General features: G+C 47.5%; 18 protein-coding genes. 11 read left to right on the top strand and 7 right to left on the bottom strand.

The annotated features are described in order from the left end of the window. Position 1: 1 nt before the first annotated feature. The 5 genes from ACQ4MZ_RS28705 to ACQ4MZ_RS28685 all read left to right on the top strand — a co-directional run bounded on the left by ACQ4MZ_RS28705 (position 2) and on the right by ACQ4MZ_RS28685 (position 3,614). Positions 2-256: a hypothetical protein gene (locus ACQ4MZ_RS28705; RefSeq protein WP_430851098.1), complete on the top strand. Its 255-nt coding sequence runs from the start codon at positions 2-4 to the stop codon at positions 254-256. A gap of 130 nt (positions 257-386) precedes the next feature. Next, on the top strand, positions 387-2,042 hold the full coding sequence (gene recN, locus ACQ4MZ_RS28700) for a DNA repair protein RecN (protein WP_430851096.1): 1,656 nt from the start codon (positions 387-389) through the stop codon (positions 2,040-2,042). A 30-nt stretch (positions 2,043-2,072) separates the two neighbouring features. Further along, a complete protein-coding gene (locus tag ACQ4MZ_RS28695; RefSeq protein WP_430851094.1) occupies positions 2,073-2,510 on the top strand; it encodes a viral A-type inclusion protein in 438 nt (145 codons plus the stop codon). Positions 2,511-2,517: 7 nt separating this feature from the next. Further along, entirely contained in the window at positions 2,518-3,180 is a 663-nt protein-coding gene (locus tag ACQ4MZ_RS28690) for an SCO family protein (RefSeq protein WP_430851092.1), read from the top strand. Continuing rightward, complete coding sequence (locus ACQ4MZ_RS28685; protein ID WP_430851090.1) at positions 3,177-3,614, top strand: c-type cytochrome; 438 nt, start codon at positions 3,177-3,179, stop codon at positions 3,612-3,614. Before ACQ4MZ_RS28690 ends, ACQ4MZ_RS28685 begins: the two co-directional genes overlap by 4 nt. On the opposite strand, the gene lptC is transcribed toward ACQ4MZ_RS28685, so the two are convergent. From lptC to ACQ4MZ_RS28670, 3 genes are all read right to left on the bottom strand, one after another. Then, positions 3,611-4,189, bottom strand: a complete 579-nt coding sequence (lptC, locus tag ACQ4MZ_RS28680) for an LPS export ABC transporter periplasmic protein LptC (protein ID WP_430851088.1) — start codon at positions 4,187-4,189, stop codon at positions 3,611-3,613. The two genes, ACQ4MZ_RS28685 and lptC, sit on opposite strands and share 4 nt — an antisense overlap. Before the next feature lie 12 nt (positions 4,190-4,201). Beyond that, a complete protein-coding gene (locus ACQ4MZ_RS28675; protein WP_430851086.1) occupies positions 4,202-5,377 on the bottom strand; it encodes a hypothetical protein in 1,176 nt (391 codons plus the stop codon). Positions 5,378-5,474: 97 nt separating this feature from the next. After that, positions 5,475-6,197 (bottom strand): type III pantothenate kinase, encoded by a 723-nt coding sequence (locus ACQ4MZ_RS28670; RefSeq protein WP_430851084.1) that lies wholly within the window; start codon positions 6,195-6,197, stop codon positions 5,475-5,477. 495 nt (positions 6,198-6,692) lie between these two features. Between ACQ4MZ_RS28670 and rho the strand changes: the two genes are divergently transcribed. From rho to ACQ4MZ_RS28655, 3 genes are all read left to right on the top strand, one after another. Continuing rightward, on the top strand, positions 6,693-8,498 hold the full coding sequence (gene rho / locus ACQ4MZ_RS28665; RefSeq protein WP_430851082.1) for a transcription termination factor Rho: 1,806 nt from the start codon (positions 6,693-6,695) through the stop codon (positions 8,496-8,498). 116 nt (positions 8,499-8,614) lie between these two features. Then, a complete protein-coding gene (locus ACQ4MZ_RS28660; RefSeq protein ID WP_430851080.1) occupies positions 8,615-8,968 on the top strand; it encodes a hypothetical protein in 354 nt (117 codons plus the stop codon). After that, positions 8,965-9,483: a hypothetical protein gene (locus ACQ4MZ_RS28655; protein WP_430851078.1), complete on the top strand. Its 519-nt coding sequence runs from the start codon at positions 8,965-8,967 to the stop codon at positions 9,481-9,483. The genes ACQ4MZ_RS28660 and ACQ4MZ_RS28655 overlap by 4 nt, the downstream gene beginning before the upstream one ends. Positions 9,484-9,549: 66 nt before the next feature. On the opposite strand, the gene htpG is transcribed toward ACQ4MZ_RS28655, so the two are convergent. Next, a complete protein-coding gene (htpG, locus tag ACQ4MZ_RS28650) occupies positions 9,550-11,382 on the bottom strand; it encodes a molecular chaperone HtpG (protein WP_430851076.1) in 1,833 nt (610 codons plus the stop codon). Between the two features lie 242 nt (positions 11,383-11,624). On the opposite strand from htpG, the gene ACQ4MZ_RS28645 reads away from it, so the two are divergent. After that, on the top strand, positions 11,625-12,176 hold the full coding sequence (locus ACQ4MZ_RS28645) for a hypothetical protein (protein WP_430851074.1): 552 nt from the start codon (positions 11,625-11,627) through the stop codon (positions 12,174-12,176). Between the two features lie 69 nt (positions 12,177-12,245). Here ACQ4MZ_RS28645 and ACQ4MZ_RS28640 read toward each other — a convergent pair whose 3' ends face one another. Both ACQ4MZ_RS28640 and ACQ4MZ_RS28635 read right to left on the bottom strand, forming a co-directional pair. Next, positions 12,246-12,947, bottom strand: coding sequence for an MCP four helix bundle domain-containing protein (locus tag ACQ4MZ_RS28640; RefSeq protein WP_430851072.1), 702 nt, complete (start codon positions 12,945-12,947; stop codon positions 12,246-12,248). A gap of 177 nt (positions 12,948-13,124) precedes the next feature. Beyond that, on the bottom strand, positions 13,125-15,605 hold the full coding sequence (locus tag ACQ4MZ_RS28635) for a TonB-dependent receptor domain-containing protein (RefSeq protein ID WP_430851070.1): 2,481 nt from the start codon (positions 15,603-15,605) through the stop codon (positions 13,125-13,127). 394 nt (positions 15,606-15,999) lie between these two features. Here ACQ4MZ_RS28635 and ACQ4MZ_RS28630 point away from each other — a divergent pair, with 394 nt between their 5' ends. After that, the gene (locus ACQ4MZ_RS28630) at positions 16,000-16,671 is read left to right on the top strand and encodes a DUF6962 family protein (protein ID WP_430851068.1); all 672 of its coding nucleotides are present in this window, start codon (positions 16,000-16,002) and stop codon (positions 16,669-16,671) included. A gap of 55 nt (positions 16,672-16,726) precedes the next feature. Here ACQ4MZ_RS28630 and ACQ4MZ_RS28625 read toward each other — a convergent pair whose 3' ends face one another. Next, positions 16,727-17,362: a peroxiredoxin gene (locus ACQ4MZ_RS28625; protein ID WP_430851066.1), complete on the bottom strand. Its 636-nt coding sequence runs from the start codon at positions 17,360-17,362 to the stop codon at positions 16,727-16,729. A gap of 243 nt (positions 17,363-17,605) precedes the next feature. Here ACQ4MZ_RS28625 and ACQ4MZ_RS28620 point away from each other — a divergent pair, with 243 nt between their 5' ends. Further along, a complete protein-coding gene (locus tag ACQ4MZ_RS28620; protein ID WP_430851064.1) occupies positions 17,606-19,216 on the top strand; it encodes a putative inorganic carbon transporter subunit DabA in 1,611 nt (536 codons plus the stop codon). Positions 19,217-19,251: the final 35 nt, after the last annotated feature.

The following is a 19,251-nucleotide window of genomic DNA, read 5'->3' as shown; positions in this document are numbered from 1 at the left end:
CATGAGTAAAAGACTGATACGGGTTACGCCCGATGAAATAAAAAGCAAACAGGGGATTTTACAAAAACAGCCTCTTAACGTTATCCTATCCAACGGAAACACGTTTTTTGGCAGATTGATATCCGTCGACGCCGCGCAGCTTGTGTTGAAAGATACCCGCAACCACCAGCACCAGATCGCACTTTCCGACTTGTACGAAGTGGTCTACGACGACGACAGAGGCACCGTACCGCCCAGCAGGCATGCTAGCCTATAAAATCAGGTCAACTTCCTGTTATATTTCCTAATTGGGAAGATCATGCCTATATTCGTATCGGAGACAACGTTGATCCCCTTCATCATAGCCAGGTTGCACCATCTCCGGCAATCTGCTTCCTAAATTAGACATGCTTTCTAATTTACTGATCAAAAACTATGCGCTGATAAAGCACCTAGAAATGTCCCCCGATCCCGGCCTGAACATTATCACAGGCGAAACGGGTGCCGGTAAATCCATTATGCTTGGTGCGATAGGCCTGCTGCTCGGAAACAGAGCGGACGCAAAATCCCTGTACGACAGCAGTGAGAAATGCATAATTGAAGGCACCTTCAACCTTACAGGCTACGATCTGGCACCCAACTTCGAGGACGAAAACCTTGACTTTTCGGAGGAATGTATCGTGCGGCGGGAAATCTCGGCAGCCGGCAAGTCGAGAGCGTTCATCAACGACACGCCTGTAAATCTGGAAACCCTGCGAAAGATCGGCATGCAACTGCTCGATGTCCATTCGCAACACGATTCGATATTGCTTGGTAATAACGAGTTTCAGCTGCGCGTTGTCGATTCTTATGCCGAAAACGCCGATCTGCTCAAAACATACCAGGCCGACTTTAATGCATATCGGGAAGCCGTAAAGGCATTCGATGAGCTAAAACGGCAGGCTCATCAGCTTCGCAAAGAGTTCGATTACGACCAATTCCTCTTTCAGGAATTGAATAATGCGGGTTTAAAATCCGACGAACAGGAGAAACTGGAACAGGAGCTGACAATCCTGGAAAATGCGGTGGAGATTAAAGAAAAACTCCAACTGGCCCATGCTTACCTGGATAATCCGGAAAATTCGGCCCTTGATTTACTAAAAAATGCGGTAGGCTCACTCACCCAGGCGTCGCGGCTTGTGAACGAATATGATATTCTGCGCCAACGCGCTCAAAGCGCGCTCATTGAGCTTCGCGACCTGGCCGAGGAGATCGACCAGGTGAATGGCAATGTGGAACTGGATTCAGCGCGGACCGAAGTCGTTCAGGAACGGCTGGACCTGATTTATTCATTACTCAAAAAACACCAGGTATCCGCTGTCGCGGAACTGCTGGATATCGAGGCCAACTTGCAGGACAAGCTGAGCGTCGTCATGAACCTGGATGAAGACTTGGCCGCGGCCGAAAAGAAAGTTACACTGACTCATGACAAGATGTTTGCCGGGGCAAAAGTACTTTCCGAAAGGCGCAGAAAAGTAACCGTAGCGATTGAAAAGCTCATTCTGGACAGACTATACGAGCTTGGAATTCCCAATGCATCGCTTAGTATCCAGATCAACGAAACCGCGCCGACACCGAGCGGAATCGACTCAGCAACGTTCCTTTTCAGCGGTAATAAGGGTATTGTCCCACAAGAATTGAAATTAGTTGCCTCCGGCGGGGAATTTTCCCGGCTGATGATGGTTATTAAGTATATACTTGCCGACAAGCGAAAGTTGCCGACCATCATTTTCGACGAAATCGACACCGGGGTTTCCGGCGAGATTGCTAAAAAAATGGGAAAAATGATGCAAAATATGGCCGTAAACCACCAGATTATCGCCATTACCCATTTGCACCAGATTGCCAGCAGCGGCGATGCACACTATTTTGTATATAAAGATCACTCCTCGGACAGAACTGTCAGCAGGATTAAAAAACTCACCAACGATGAACGTGTACAGGAGATCGCCCAGATGATCGGCGGGCATAATCCGTCGGAAGCCGTGCTGCACAATGCACGCGAAATGATCCTGAGAGATTGACATACACCAATTCGACTAAACCCATTTGATATGAAAAACCTTATCCCTCTATCCTTCCTCCTTATGCTCTGCTTCGCGTGCGGAAAAGACAAAGACCAGGAAAAACTCGCAGGCCTTGAAACCGAAGTACTGGCGATCCACGACGAAGTAATGCCTCAGCAGGAAGATATTATGAGCCTGAAGTCGCAGCTTTCCAAGAAAATCCAGGGGATCGACAGCCTCCAAAATGTGGGGGTAAGCAGCAACACCATGGCCGAACAGCGCATTAAGGCAGTAGATTTGAACCAGAAATTGGCCGATGCCGATAAGCTTATGATGGACTGGATGCATGCATACCGCGGCGATTCGGCCAAAAAGCTGGAACCCAAAGAAGCGCTCCTTTATTTTGAAAAAGAGAAAGAAAGGATATTGCTCGTCAAACAAGCCACACTGAAATCGATCCAGGAGGCAAAAACATTCTTAGAATAACCCGTTTATGAATTCGAAAGTAAAATCAATCCTTTTCCATTCCCTGTTCATCTCCGGTTCGCTTGCGGCCATTACCGGTTGTGGCGATTCGGATAATAAACTGCCAATCCTCGGAGAGCGTGACGTGGTAAAGAAGACTGTGGACGGAAAGGAAGTCGTTGACACCATTTACAACAAGATCCCGAAATTCGCTTTTGTTAACCAGTACGGCGATACTATTACCGAGAAAATTGTCGAAAACAAGATTTACGTGACGGACTTTTTCTTCACCACCTGCCCTACCATTTGCCCGGTTATGAAAAAACAAATGGTGAAAGTCTATGAGGCATACAAAGGTAATCCGGATGTGATGATCCTTTCCCATTCCATTGATCCGGAACACGACACACCGGCGGTATTGAATCAGTTTGCGAAGGATTTGGGGGTGGAAGGCCAGCAATGGCAGTTCCTGACGGGTGATAAGGCCAGGATTTATGAAATTGGCCAAAAGAATTACATGTCCACAGCCAAAGAAGACACTACCGTGCAAGGCGGATATATCCACAGCGGGGCATTCATCCTCGTAGACAAGGAGAAGCATGTGCGTGGCATGTACGATGGTACCACCGAAGAAGGGACCAAGAAGCTGCTCAACGACATGGAACGGCTACTGGCTGAATACAAAAAATGAAATCACTGCAATTGAATCGTATCGCAACGGCCCGCATACTCGCGGCGCTGGTGCTGGGCCTGACATCATGCCGCAGTTCGGAAGAATTAAAAAGTGAGCAGTATTTTGTGACCGGACAGCAATTGTACACGACGCATTGCGCTAACTGTCATCAAATGGAAGGCAAAGGGATGTCTAATCTCTATCCACCCATTGCCGGATCGCCAATCCTGTCAGATAAAGCACGCGTGGCCTGCATTATCCAGTATGGCATGAGCGATACGATCGTTGTGAACGGCAAGAAATTCAGCAGGCCGATGCCGCCCAACCCCAAGCTAACTGAAATAGAAATTGCGGAAATCGTGAGCTTTGTCTCAATGAAATGGGGAAAGGACAGCGTGTACACGCCAATCGAAGTTGTACATAAGGCGTTGGCGGAATGTAAGGCTGATTAAAAGCCCTCTGAAACGACAGTACCTGTCATCTTTCGCAGTTTAATCCGCGAAAAATCCTGCTCAGCATCCATTCCGGTTGCATACGTCACCTCGGGCGTCTGAGTATTTCTGATTGTTAATTTCTTGTCTGTAAAAACTTTCCGCGTGCCGGGGCTCCAGTTGAGCTCGGTGGTGGTCAGAATTTGATGGTCTTGCAATTTCACAACACGCACGTGCCCCTTCACAATATACACGTCTGCATTGCGGTCGTACCTGCCCGAATCTGAGCGCAGCGTAGTTACCACCGTTCCCAGGGAATCGAAGAAACTGATATTTACAGAATCCGGGAAAACACGAGTTTCATTCTGGTAGGTAAATGACTTCGGCGTTTTGACATAGACTTTCATCTTGCCCTGCTCGCTGTATTTTACCACCAGGTCGTTGACAATTTCTATCGGTCCATTGTATACCGCCCCAATCTTTTCCGTTTTCGGCTCACAAGCCACGAAAAGCAACACGCAAAGCGCCAGAATACAAAAAGGAGATAAGTGATTATCTCCTTTTGAAAAAACCTTTTGAATGCCTTTCCTAAGCATAAGACTGCCTGTTTAATCAATCCTTCTCTTCTCAAACCATCTTTCCAGGAGCGTCACACCCAGAACCACGCGCCCGTAACGCTCGCGGATGGCGCCGCCAGAGTTGGTACCGCGCTGCCCTCCTACAAATGCTATCGAAAGGAAGTTGGCAAAACCACGGCCCATCGGGAAAGTAAAACCGAGGCTGACATTTGTATCATTGATTTTCGTATTGCCCACCACGTACGGCGTATTGCCGGTGCTGAAACCAATACGGTAGCGAACGTTGTCAAAATAACTAAGTGAACCGAACTTCGGGATATATTCCGCACCGACGTGCAGACGATTCACGTCTCTCAGCTCCTCATTCACATTCCCGAAGCCTCTGTACTGCGACCATGACTGATGGCTATAATCTACTGACACAGATAATTTGTATGGCCATTCGAGGGTTGCGCCCACCTGATATTGCTCAGGCACTTTCATGGAACCTCCCAGGTTGTTTTCCAGTGTATCTGGTATCGCCACAGGGAACGAGCCTTGTGTTAGTTCAAAAGAGGTAGTTTTGGTGGAGTTCAGCGAAGTACTGAAGCTGTAAGCACCTCCCAGGTTCAAGTTGAGTTTGTTCTCTTTTTTGATAGGGATACGAACCGTACCGCCCGCGCGGAAAGCAATGTCTGAATAGGTATTGCGTTCGTTGAGGCTCACGATATAATCGGACGCCGTATTGTTGACAAACAACATTACATCGGACGACCTTCGCACATTGCCAAAAAAGTAGCTACTTTCCAGACCCAGGCTTACATAACGGCCGATCTGAAACGAGTTTACCAACGATGCCTTGTTGACGCCGCCTTTCCCTGAAACGGTATATTCAGCAATACCGGAAGAACCGGGAACTGAGCGGGTAAATGAGTTTTCGAAATCAATGAAACTATAAGGCTTCAGATTGGCGCCAATCACCCATCGCGGCGTAATTGGAAAAGACAATGACAGATAGGCAAGGTTCCCACCCGCATTTTTCTGATTAAGGTTACCGGAAGCAATGTCTTTATATTGTCCAACCAACCCCACATCCAGGGTTGTAAACCTGTTACGCACCCAGAGCGCCGGGTTTAGATTGTTGACCTGGAAGCCGCCGCCTGCGGCGACGCCTGCTCCTCCCATACCAGTATTATCGGAATATGCATCCCCGTAAAACTCCCCCATACCGAGGGATGAATACGGAGAATTGCCCAATCCTTGTGCTTTTGCAAGATTTGTACAACCCCAACCGAGTGTAATGGCAAGCGTGACTATTCCTATTCTACTGTGAAGAGACATTATATGTTAAAATTCTGTTCAATCCTATTAAAACCAGTTCCGGCACCGCAAAGATGGGTGGTTTCAAGCTACTTTCAAAAAAAGCGGCATCCCCACCGCATAATACTACGCGCAAAGTCGGGTAATTGTGTCGGTATCGTTCAATAATTCCTTCGATTTCAGCGAGGGTGCCGTTCATTACACCGCTCTGCATGGCCTGACGGGTGCTTTTTCCGATCAAATCAGGCGCTTTTTCAGGCTCGAAAAGTGGAAGTCTTTTAGTAAACGTATGCATTGCATTGAATCGCATCCGTACACCGGGAGAAATTAACCCACCCTGAAATGCCGCATGACGGTCGATGAGATCGTAAGTAATGCAGGTCCCCATATCGATCACCACGAGATCCTCATTAGGAAAGAGATAATTCGCGCCCGCAGCAGCGGCAATCCGGTCGGCGCCAAGTGTTTGTGGGGTATCATAATGCTTTGTAATCGGTAAAGGGGTATCTGGCGTTAGGCCCATAACCCGTACCGGCTCTCCGAGCGCTTCCTGGAATTCCTCCTGCGTCCTGCCGACCGACGAAAAAAACAGGTGCTCCGGCAGTTCTGCCCTGATATTCCGGATTAATTCCGGGAATTCCAGGTGCGTCGTATATCGTATAAGTTTTTCCCCTTCGAACCATCCGATCTTCGAAAAGGTATTCCCGGAATCCACAACAATGTTCATAATCCGCAAAATTCCGATTTTCCCGCCATAAAAACTAAGGCCCGAAAGAAGTTACCGACCGTTAAATCACTGACTTCTGCAGATTATCGAAGATTTTTTGTCATATAAAAACAATAACAACCCGCTTGGCATGGTTTTTAGGCTAAATATTTGGAAATTAAACCATATATGTATACCTTCGTCCATCCAAGTCAGTATCGACTCGTAAATCCAAATTCCATCTCGCAGTAACTTCGCACCTCAGCGTTATCGAGATTCAAAATCTTGCCGATTTATTGTCAATACTTCCTGTTTGTACCTGTTACAATTATCAGATTTGATCCATCAAAGTTTTGCAGAGTAAAGCCTTTCGCGCGGGCTTTCGCAATAAATGCTTATTATAACCTATCAATGACCATCACGTGACTTCAGGGCGCGCAGTCCTGTTTACATCCAATTATATTCACAACCTTATTGTCCAATTGGTAAAGTGACCCTTTACTTTCCATTTTCTGTATGCCTACAATTGATGATTTAAACATTAAGCTTTTATCAGAGCTACGAGAAATAGCGGGTGCCCTGGGAATACCCGATCATGCCAAACTTCCTAAAAAAGAACTGATTAACCGGATAATGTCGCAGCAGGAAGCACCTGCGCCTGTTGCCGCCCCCGTAGCTGTGGAAGCTCCCGTGCTCGAAGCAGTTTCAGCGGATTCCGGTGAACCTAAGAAAAAACGCGCAAGGAGGCCGATCGAGCCTACCCCTGTGCCTGTGCCCGTGAAAGGCGGTAACAACCGTCCGGTACGGAATAAAAAAGAGAACAATCAATCGGGCCTCTCTTCTGCTCCGTTGTTCGATGCACCTGCCCGCCAGGAGTTCCCGAAACGTCAGGAAGAACGTCCGAAAAACATAGATACGTCGCTCGAAATCGATGAGGATAATGATACCCTCAACGACCTGGGCAGAGAAATCCCCGCCGAACCGGAGGTAACAACCGAACCGGAAGTAGCCGTTGCCGAAATTCAGGCTGACATTCAGGAGGAAAAACCTGTGGTAGTTGCGCAGGAACCAGTTGCTCAGCCGCGTGAAGAGCGCCAGCAACGTCCTCCTCACGAAGGCCAGGAAAGACATCAACAGCCACAAGTCCAACGCGAAGATCCTTCTTCGAAAATCAAACGCAATTACAATAACTATGTAAGAGAGTTTGATGGCCTGATCGTCAACGAAGGGGTGCTGGAAATTATGCAGGATGGCGGCTACGGCTTCCTTCGTTCTGCGGATTACAATTACCTGGCGAGTCCCGATGATATTTACGTTTCGCCTTCGCAAATCAAACTGTTCGGCCTGAAAACCGGTGATACCGTAAAAGGTCAGATCCGCCCGCCGAAAGAAGGGGAAAAATACTTCGCGCTCCTGCGCGTAGAAACGGTTAACGGTAAAACTACCGAGGAAATCCGCGACCGTATCCCATTTGAATACCTTACCCCTTTGTTCCCGGATGAATGCCTGCGTTTGAGTTCGCGCCCGGAACAATATTCCACCCGTATTCTCGACCTTTTTGCACCGATTGGAAAAGGCCAGCGCGGTATGATCGTAGCTCAGCCTAAGACCGGTAAAACCGTGCTTTTGAAAGAAATCGCGAACGCTATTACCCGTAATCACCCCGAAGTGTTCCTGCTGATCCTATTGATCGACGAACGTCCGGAAGAGGTTACCGACATGCAGCGCAGCGTACGTGCGGAGGTAATCGCGTCAACATTCGACGAGCAGGCCGACCGCCACGTGAAAGTAGCGAGCATTGTTTTGGAAAAAGCCAAAAGAATGGTGGAATGCGGTCACGACGTAGTAATCCTGCTCGACTCCATCACACGTCTGGCACGTGCGTACAACACGGTGGTTCCTTCATCCGGTAAAATCCTTTCCGGTGGTGTGGATGCCAACGCATTGCATAAGCCCAAACGCTTCTTCGGAGCGGCACGTAATGTGGAAAACGGTGGTTCTCTGACCATCATTGCTACCGCCTTGATCGACACCGGTTCCAAAATGGACGAAGTGATCTTCGAAGAATTCAAAGGTACCGGTAACATGGAATTGCAACTCGATCGCAAGCTATCCAACAAGCGTGTGTTCCCGGCTATCGACGTAATGGCCTCCGGTACACGCCGCGAGGATTTGCTGCTCGACAAGGAAACACTCAAGAAAGTATGGATCCTGCGCAAGCACATGGCCGATATGAACGCGATGGAATCCATGGACTTCCTCCTGGAACATATGAAAGGGACCCGGAACAACGAAGAGTTCCTGATCTCCATGAACCGATAACTCATAAAGCCCGGGCTGACGTCCGGGCTTTTTTGCGTTATTAGCCCTCCTGTTGGATATTATTTGACGAAGCCCTATTTTTAGGTAAAAGCATAATCCGTCAAACTCTGTTCCTTATGTTCAATAGCAAGGCACTCTGGTGGACGCTCCTGGGATTCTGGATAGCAGGTTCTATTTACTGGCATGTTTGCAGGATCAGGCAATTTTGCGACATGCTGTTCGACTCTCAGTCGCTCCTGCCGGAAATGTCGGCGCAGCGAGGCCAGCTTTATTTCTCCCTCCGCTCTTTCGGGTTTCCCAGTTATCACATTGAGCTCAGCCATTTCTGGCAACATACTATTATGATCGGTGTCACGCTGATTATCGGTTTTATATTGGGCAGAACTTATGAGGTCAAGAAAACAAGGGACTTACGGTATAAGCTAAACCGCATCCATCGCGAACTGGCCTATTATCAAACGAAACCATGAACCTCACGGCTATCACTATTGACCTCGACAGTCTTCCCGTAGCGGTTGCAGAAATTACGGTGCTGCTGACTGCCGCCACCGCGGCCGGTTGGTTTCTTGCAAAAGTGATTATCAAAAAGAGAATTGATAACTTGCAACAATTAATAGAGGAAAAGAAATACGAACTGACTCAATACCGGACTTTAACAAACACCACAGTGGATTACCCGATTGCTACGAACGCTCACAAAACCGTTTATCCCCCCATCAGTCCCGATCACGCCCCCGACGACCTCAAAGTCATTGAAGGAATAGGACCCAAAATCGAAGAAATTTTAAACAAAGAAGGCATTCACACCTACGAACAACTGATGGAAACACCTTTGCTTCGCATTGCAAGTTTCCTGAAAAAAGCCGGCCCACGTTACCAACTCCACGATCCCACGACCTGGCCGCAGCAGGCCGGTCTCGCTAAGCAGCAGAAATGGGAGGAACTGGAAAGACTGAAACTCAAACTGATTTCGGGAAGGTCCTGACTCGTTCAGAAAGAACATAAAAAAGCCGCTCGTTGAAGCGGCTTTCTTCCTATCAATACACAGACTTTATGACAGCGTCCTTACGGTTCTCTGAATAAACTGGGTCAGGTCATTACCGGAAAGCATTCCTTGTGACAGCAAAGCCAGGTCATAAACCTGCTTAGCCAACGACTTTTGCTCGTCTTCATTCTCCGAACCTGCAATTTTACCGATCAGCGGGTGATTGGAGTTAAGTGAAACCGTGTACATTAAAGGCATATCTCCAAACATCGAACGCTGGCCTGAGGACGCCTGCATGTCAGTCATACGACGCATGAATTCGGGGAATGTGATCACCACCGGCAATTCGTCAACCGGCATTGCTTCCACGGTAATATGCGCCGTTTTGTTTTCGGCAACGCCTTCAAATACCTTCTTCACTTTTTCCTGATCGTCAGAAGAAAGGATGCTTTCCAGCTTCACTTCTTTCTCTACCAATTTATCTAACGTATCGGCATCAACACGTTTGATGCTGATCTTTTCCAGTTTCTGCTCCAACGCATTGATAAAGTGTGAATCGATCATGCTGTTCAGTACAAGCACGTCATAGCTACGCTTTTTGGCAGATTGGATGAATGCATCCTGCTTTTTCTCATCAGTGGTGTACAACCAAACCAGTGATTCGTTCTTATCGGTCTGGTTTTCTTTGATATGCTCCCGGTACTCCTCGAAAGTGAAGTATTTACCATCGGTGTTTTTCAACAGACAGAAATCCTTCGCCTTTTCATAGAATTTATCATCGCTGATAATACCATATTTCACAAACAGGCCGATGTCATCGAATTTTTTCTCAAAGCCTTCGCGGTCGTTTTTGAAGATTTCGAGCAGTTTATCAGCTACCTTACGGGTAATATAACCGTTAATTTTCTTCACATTACCATCCGCTTGCAGGTAGCTGCGGGATACGTTCAAAGGAATATCCGGAGAGTCGATCACGCCGTGCAGCAGTTGCAGGAAGTCAGGAACTATATCCTTCACTTCATCGGTAATAAATACCTGACGGCTGTAAAGCTGAATTTTCTCGCGCTGACCAGCGAAATCGTTACGCAATTTCGGGAAGTATAGCACACCGGTCAGGTTGAATGGGTAGTCCACATTCAAATGGATCCAGAAAAGCGGGTCTTCGCCGAATGGGTAAAGTTCTTTATAAAATGCAAGGTAATCTTCGTCATTCAGGTCAGAAGGGCTTTTAGTCCAGATCGGGCTTGGATTATTAATAACCTTGTCTTCAAACTCGATTTCGATCGGCAGGAACTTGCCGTATTTTTCCAGAATGCCACGTAGGCGGTGCGCATTCAGGAATTCTTCGGAATCTTCGGCAACGTGCAGGATAATGTCAGTTCCGCGCTCTTCCTTTTCTGCGGAAGAAATTTCAAACTCTGTCGAACCGTCGCATTCCCAGCGAACCGGCTCCGCGCCTTCTTTGTAAGATTTGGTAATGATCTCCACATTCTGGGCCACCATGTAAGCAGAGTAGAAACCCAGACCGAAGTGACCGATAATGCCTTTGTCGCCCTCGCCTTTGTCCTTATATTTTTCTACAAACTCGGTAGCACCTGAAAAGGCAATCTGGTTAATGTATTTTTTGATCTCGTCGGCTGTCATACCGATACCATTGTCGCTGATTGTGATCGTTTTGGCATCTTTGTCAAGCTTCACAACCACTTTCAGATCGCCCAGCTCGCCATTGTATTCGCCGTAGGAAGCCAGCTTTTTGATCTTTTGTGACGCGTCTACCGCATTGGAAACGAGTTCTCTCAAAAAGATTTCGTGGTCCGAATAAAGGAATTTCTTGATAATCGGAAAGATATTCTCGGTGTGAATGCTCAAATTCCCTTTTTCCTGAATCACTGATTCCATAGTTATGCTATCGTTTGTTTTATATTTTAAGAATGTAATTTCGCTTTGCAATACGCGCCAGAAATATGCGTTCCAATAACAATCAAAATGCATACTGGCTGACACATTGTCATGTACTACCCTAGCCAGCGGTACGAAAGCTCAATCGGCTGGTATGTGAAAGGCTTTTTTACTAATATTGCGACCGGTAAACAACTCAACTAAAATCACCAAACCAGTTCCGCCGAACACCAATTTCTGACATGAATCTGATTAAAAAATTTTTTGCAGGAGTATTCTTTATCAGCGGGTTCTCTGCCTGTACCACCATGAACTCCGTTCCTCTTTCGAATTACACTGTTTTTACCGAAGACCTTCGTCGCGACCTGGAAGCTGCCAATATTTCTCTCACGAAAGTTCAGTTTTTCAACGACAAGTCGATCAACATCCGTCGTGAAGTGACCGACCCGAACGATATTAAGGTTAATCCCGAAGGACAGATTACGATGAGTAATGGAAAAAGTATTCAGACGATCAACGTACTGCCTTTCACCCCGGGCGTTGCTTTGAGCACCGGCGATGGCACGATCAACGTTTCGTGGGACGATACCCAGCAGGATACCAAGGGGATGAAATTTAATCTGAGCGGCCAGAATTACTTCCTCGACGTGCTTCCCAATAACAAATTCGAATATAAAGAGCGCACATTCGACCTGCAAGGCGGCAATGGCGCCCGTCTTTTTGTAAAGAAGGATTTGTTGAAACAGGTGAAAAATCAGAGAGAGACATTGAAGGGACGCAAAGTAAACCAGTAATTCACTGTCATTCATGAAAAAATAAAAGGTCGGGAAATCCCGACCTTTTATTTTTTGAGTGTTCCTTTATCAGTTTAGGTTAAAATATTGGCTTTTATTGCTGTTCGTCCTGGGCTTCTGGATGATCTGCGAGTTGCGAATCAGCACAATCACCACCAGGCCGGTAATAATCGCAAGGGAGATTTGTAAAAAAGAGATTATACCAAAACTCGCTACATTCACTTTCGACGCTTTCACCAGGTCCTTCCCGATCGTCGATTGAATGCCCGCCAGCTCATTCAGATTCAAAATCGTACTTTCAAATGTGGAACTTCCGGGTGCCGAAAAAAGCTGTCGTGCCTCCGGAAACGATCCGGCCGTGCATAATGCCAGCACCTGGCCTTCCAACTTCGCATAATCTACGATCTGACTTTTGAAACCCTGCAAGCTTTTCACTTCTTCATCTACCAGGTATGTGTTTTCAAACAACCGGATCAGCGAATCGATGCTCCGATCGTGCGCGCGCAGCAACGCCTTCACATTGGCGGGCGACTGCTGTGCTTCTGAATAAAGGTAATTTTCAAGCGACAGGCGCTTACGGTAAAGATTTTCTGTGAGATACAAAATCGTGGTCGCCGGAACGAGGCGATCCTTGTAAATGGATGAAAACGACTCGTCGATTCCTTCCACGTTATAGCGGGAAATTAACGTTCCGCCAACGATCAATGCCATGATCCCTCCCAACAAAATCGCAGCTTTAACCTTCTGCTGAATAACAAATGACCACTTCATGGCAACCACTTCATGAATTGATGATTAACTTTCCCAAGGTATCAATGTATTTAGAAAATACAAAAATATCTTTTTATATTAACGAAAAAGTGCGCTGTGTAATATCTGTTTCGCAATGTACACACAAAAAAAGCGCAGAGGCAAAGGCCCCTGCGCTGCGGCAACAGCGTCGCAAAGTTAGTTTTGCTGGCCGCCGCCTCCTACAACATCCGTGTTGTTTACCGACTTCGTTTTCTTCTTGGGTGCATTGAAGCTCATTTTTCCGATCGAATAGCTGAATGTTACCTTGAAGTTGCGGTTATAAAGCTGCGTAGCGCCGGTCTGTACAAATTGGGGCGAAGTCAGATCGGAAGTGAACCGCACTCCTTTGGTGAGGAAGTTCTCCGCTCCAAAACCGATGCTGCCTTTCTTATTAGCAATATCTTTTTTGAACCCCAGCGAATACATGTAGAAGCCTGTACGCGTTCCCTGCAACTGAATCTCCTTGCCCCGGTAAAACCCGAATGCCTGCAATCCCCAGCCGTTTCGCAGTGAAATCTGCGACATCAACCGTCCGCCATAGTTGAAACCAGAGTTACTGATTCCCAACGAAGTACCGTCCAGGCCGGTCGTTTGGCCTTCCAGGTACGAATGCAGAATGTCGATACTACCGTTCAGTGTCCATTTAGGGGTAAGGTACACGTTCGCGAAGATATTTGCACCGTAGGCTCTCTGTTTGCCAATGTTCTCGTAGGTTGTTACAATGGCGCCTTGCAATGTATCAACGGCCATGCGCACCTGTGTGATCGAGTTGTTGGTTTGCCGGGCAAAAACCGATGCATTAATGTAGGTTTTCTTAATATTAGTGCTTAGTCCGAGTTCAAAGTTGTCGGTCAATTCAGGGCTCAATGCCGGGTTTCCGGTGCTGATGCTCTGCGGGTTCGACAGGTTCACGTTCGGGTTCAGCTGCTGGATACCCGGGCGTTGGATGCGGCGGTTATAGGCCGCTTTCAAAGTGGTACTACCTGAGAGCGCCTTGGAAACGTTGATGCTCGGCACAAGGTTTCCGTAAGCCGGAATGTCGATAGGCTTGTTATCCCCCATATCGGCGGTAATGCCGGTGTATTCGTAGCGCGTTCCGAGTTTGAAGATATATTTGTTTTTGGTTGAAAGCGTGTAGGAGAAATACCCTGCTGCCACATTCTGTTTGTAATTCAAAGCACCTGACGGGTTAGTAGCACTCAATACGAAATTCCCTGACTCTCCGGCGGTAAGGTATTTAAAATCGCTATCCACAGCTCTGAAAATCCCTTTCGCACCGAATTCAAGCAACTGGTTTTTGCCCAGTGGCGTCTGGTAATCCGTTTGAAGCGTCAATTCCGAGTTCTGATTTTTATTCTCGTTTTTCAGTTTGCTGCCTACCGCACCTGACTCATTGAGAATATCGGTATTGAAATTGTTGGTCAGGCCCGTACGGCTGTACAACGTAGAAATGCTCCACTCCTGCTGCGGCTTGAAAGTACGGATATAGTCGATATTGAAATCAACGGTTCCGGAAAGATCCTTGCGATCCACCTTACGCAGCGAACTGTTGTCGAGAATGCTGTTTTCGTATTGGTTAATGGTCAAATCCTGTTTCTGGATGAAATTCCGCGTTCCATAGCGCAAACCGGCAGATAATGCCTGATTTTTGCCCAAATCATAATCCCAGCCCAACGAATACTGCCCGAACAAACCGCGGTCCTTTGCGGTCGAACTCTGATTGGTCAGGAATGAATTTCTGCCGGAATATGTCGTCTGATCGAGCACCGAAGTAGCCTTGTTATAGAATGCCCGCCCGAAACCACCGAGCGTGAAACCCATTTTACCTTTGCGGTAGCTTCCGTTCAAGCCCAGGTTTGAACCACGGTTACCCATCCCTGAATCGATATTCAGCGTCAGGCCTTGCAGGTTGTTCTTTTTGGTAATGATATTAATGATGCCACCTGAGCCCTCCGCATCATATTTGGCCGATGGCGATGTAATTACTTCCACTGATTTGATCATATCCGCCGGAATCTGCTTCAAAGCATCCGCCACATTGGCGGCGATAATCGTCGAAGGTTTGTTGTTGATCAACACCTTGATATTTGCACTTCCCCGAAGCGAGACATTACCATCCAGATCGACGGAAAGCATGGGCACCTTACGTAGCAAGTCCGAAGCGTCGCCGCCTTTGGAAGTAATATCCTTCTCCGCATTGAATACCATCCTGTCGACCTTCTCTTCGATCAGCGATTTTTCGCCGGTAATGGTCACTTCCTGCAAATTCTGCACACTCGAAGCAAGCTGGATCGATCCCAGTTCCACGTCCTTGCCTTTTTCCACTTTTACATTTATGGCCTTGTCTTTGTAGCCAATGAAGGAGATCATCAGCTTGTAAGATCCCGGAGCTACTTTCGAAATGGCGAACTTACCGTTCTCGTCGGCAGTGGTACCATCAATCGCCTTGTTGTCAGTGACATTGAATAATGCAATACTGGCAAACTCCACGCCCCTCGCAGCAGCTGAATCGAGTACAATTCCGGAAATTTTGGAGTTACCCTGCGCAGGAGCTTGCGCAAAAGAATGATTGGCTGCAATGGCCGGAAACAGGATCAAAACGACAAATCTGACGGCTGATAGTAAGGGATTCTTCATGGTTCTCATAAGTTTTCAAAGAGGGTGCTTTCGCTGCTATCCTACTTAAATACAATTCTCAATACAAAGGAAAAACATACTTTGTATTTATTATTTGATAATAGATAGCTCCCCCGTTTTCATCTGCGAATCGGCACTTTCGGGATACCAAACTGAAAACGCGGAACAATTCGCGCGACCTGAACAGGCGGGCGCAGTTTGTGGTACAATTTTGGTGGAGGAGGCATTCAATGCGGCAATTATGCAGATTGCTGCCCCATTTGTGCGTACTTTTGAAACTCGAATGCAAACCATACCGAGGTTCGGTATGCGCTAACTTACTCTTCTGTTCATGAATGATGTCGTCATAGATTTTAGCAAAGTCCACCAGATAAAACTATTCGGAATAACCATTATGGAGCCCTCGACCGTACTGTCGAGCCTTGTAATGACTGCTGTCTGTATCTACGCTTTTTTCCATCTCAACAAACTCGGGCGTGCGCACCGCATGTACAAGCAAATCCAGTATTTCTTCCTTTTCATGGCCATTGCCACGGCTATCGGAGGGATCCTGGGCCATGGCTTTTTGTACATGACCGGCAAAGTCGGTAAAATACCAGGTTGGTTCGCGAGCATGATTGCCGTAGCCTTATTCGAACGTGCGGCTATATGGCATATCAAACCACTCCTTCACCGTCGGAATGGGCTCATTCTGGGTTGGCTGAACTATCTCGAACTCGTCATATTTTTCGTATTGACGTTTATTACCCTTGATTTCAGGATTGTGGAAGTGCACGCATTTTACGGACTGTTCCTGATGCTCTTCATGATCGAGATTTATGTATATAAAAAGAAAAAGGACCCGGGCAGCAAGAATATCTTCCTCGCGACGCTCATGGGCGCAATAGCTGCCGGCTTCCACGCATTGAAATTCAGTTTCGGCGATTGGTTCAACTATAATGACATTGCCCACATCCCGATGTCGCTCTCTATTTGGTTCTACTACCAGGGCGCACGGCACATGATCTATTATGGAGAGGAGATGATCGTACCCGAGGAAGTGATCGAGAGCGAAAGCAACAGTTAATAAAAAAGCGGATGTCCCGAAAGAGGCATCCGCTTTTCTATTCAACCGAAAAAACTTACTTATTCGGCTGCGGTGTGTAGCGAAGGTATGGCTTCACGATGTTCAAACCCTTTGTAAACTTCTTCTGCGCGTCTTCGGTGCTTACCGCAGGTACAACAATCACGTCTTCACCATCTTTCCAGTCGGCCGGTGTGGCTACGGAATAGTTGGCAGTCAGTTGGAGTGAATCCACTACACGGAGGATTTCATTAAAGTTACGGCCTGTCGACGCAGGGTAAGTAAGCGTCAATTTGATTTTCTTGTCCGGACCAATCACGAATACCGAGCGCACAGTTGCTTTTTCGCTGGCGTTCGGGTGGATCATGTCGTACAGCTGCGCTACCTGGCGGCCTTCGTCAGCAATGATCGGGAAGTTCACCTCGGTATTATTTACTTCATTAATATCCGGAATCCAGCGGTGATGTGAATCCAGGTCGTCGACGCTCACAGCCAGTACTTTCACATTGCGTTTCTCAAACTCACCTTTCAAAAGCGCCGTTTTACCCAATTCGGTTGTACAAACGGGAGTAAAGTCGGCAGGGTGAGAGAACAACAATCCCCAGCTATCTCCCAGCCATTCGTGGAATTTGATGGGCCCTTGCGTGGTATTTGCTTCAAAGTCCGGTGCGATATCTCCTAATCGAAGTGACATAATGGTGAAGGTTTAAAGAATGAAACATTAATCTACTAACATTGTAGAGTAAAACACAAAATTAAAGAAATAGTTTCATTTAACGCCCCATTTCTTCCATTAATAATCCAGCGGCAACCCGCTTTTACGGAAATAGCATTACCATCTGATAATCTTCATTTTAACCAATTTTAACCGCATTTTAAGGCTTGTTTAATTGCGTTTTAATTGCTGTTTGGCTCCTTTGAGCAACGAAAACCGGGGATGGCTTCTGCCCCGACCGGTCGGCAAAAAGACTTTGTAAAACGCTACCAGTTTCTGCACATGACAGCCCGGAACAACTCTTTCGACGAACACGCGGTACTGCATGAATTGAAGCGATTTTTGCCGGCATTGTCACCAGGCAGGGTACTTACCCACCGGAATCCGTTGGGGGCATTTCAGGGCCTTCACTTTCACGACGCGCTGCGGCACGCGTCCGAAATGCTGGGTTACCAAACCTGGCTTTCCCTGGAAGAATATCGTTCGCTTTACAACTCCAAAAGAGTAAAAGCCGATGTCCTGGAAAAAGTGCTGGTCGAGAAAAAAGGGGATGCAAAGACCTTTGAATGGCAGAACAAGATATTAATGAAGAAATTTCCGGTTGCGAGCGAAACGGTCGACACTACTCCCCGGATAGGCCGGTTGAGGGCCAACTGGCAAAAGCAATATAACGCTGATTTGGATGCCCTTGTCCATCCGAGATTGTTCCGGATTTTGGGCAGCTTTCTCGACCACGGCGTTTCGGACTGGTCATTCCCGGTACACGGACAAGGCTTTCTCGATTCCATGCGCGAAGTGGAGTCGAACAGCTTTATCAGCGCATTCAATACGCCCCGGGCACGTAAGCTGCTTTTGCAGACCCCGTCGATCAGCGACTTGCTCGCTATCATTGTGGGTGAAGAGGCACTTTTCAAACAGTATCTTTTCGATCAGCAATTTGCCCACAAGGGCTGGTCGGGACTGGTAGCAACGTTCGAAAATAGCCATAACAGGCTGCCCAACGGCGGCCATATTACGCTCCGGGAGTTGATCGTATTTGAATTGCTCCTGGAAATAGACGTATTGGACGACCGCCTTGGCAAGCATTGGAAGCCGCTGGCTTCGCACCTGGCGAGCCAGCCGACTGATTTATTTGCGCCGGTTCCCGCCAGCGAAAAGAGCGAAGTGCTCGCGATCTGGCAGGAAGCTGTGGAATGGAGTTATTACGAGGACATACTGACAGGATTATGCAGGAAGTCGCCAAATCAGCACAGCGGGCACGTTTCGGGAACAGGACGCATAAGCGTACCAAACTCCCTTTGCATTATCGGTAGGCTATCGGTAGCACGGGACACCCCGCCCGGCTACCGGGCCTGTCTGGACAGTTACGACTTTTCGCTCGATCGGGACGGGCAGGAACTGGAAAGGATACTCGAAACCGTTGTACCCTCGCTGGGTGCCGACAATCTTGAATACTTTTTCTCGCGTACGGGCGCTACGGGCATGAATGCCGACAATGCGTTGAGTGACCGGATAATAGGCCTATTCGGAATGGCTGATGGTGCCCGCGGAGATTTACGGATTGGTCTGCCTAGTGAACTAATCGAAGGATTGGAACCGATACGCCTGTTGTGCATTGTGGAGCATTTCCATGAAACGGTGGTGAAAGTGATCGACCGGCTGAATGCGGTGCATTCTCCAAAACCTGCCGCGCAATGGATAATGAATGAATGGGTGCACCTGGTAGTGATCGACCCGGTCACCCGTGAGCTCAGGGTCTTAAAAAACGGTCAAATGACGGGCTATAAATCCGATCCATTAAAATATTCGCTATCGGTGGCTGGTGATTGGTGAAGCCGCATTGCTGATTAATACCGGTCGTCGATAGC

Origin of the sequence: Dyadobacter sp. BHUBP1 (assembly GCF_050587785.1) — a bacterium.
Classification (GTDB): Bacteria; Bacteroidota; Bacteroidia; order Cytophagales; family Spirosomataceae; genus Dyadobacter.
The sequence above is the reverse complement of the archived record's forward strand: the minus strand, read 5'-3'. Positions and strand labels throughout refer to the sequence as shown.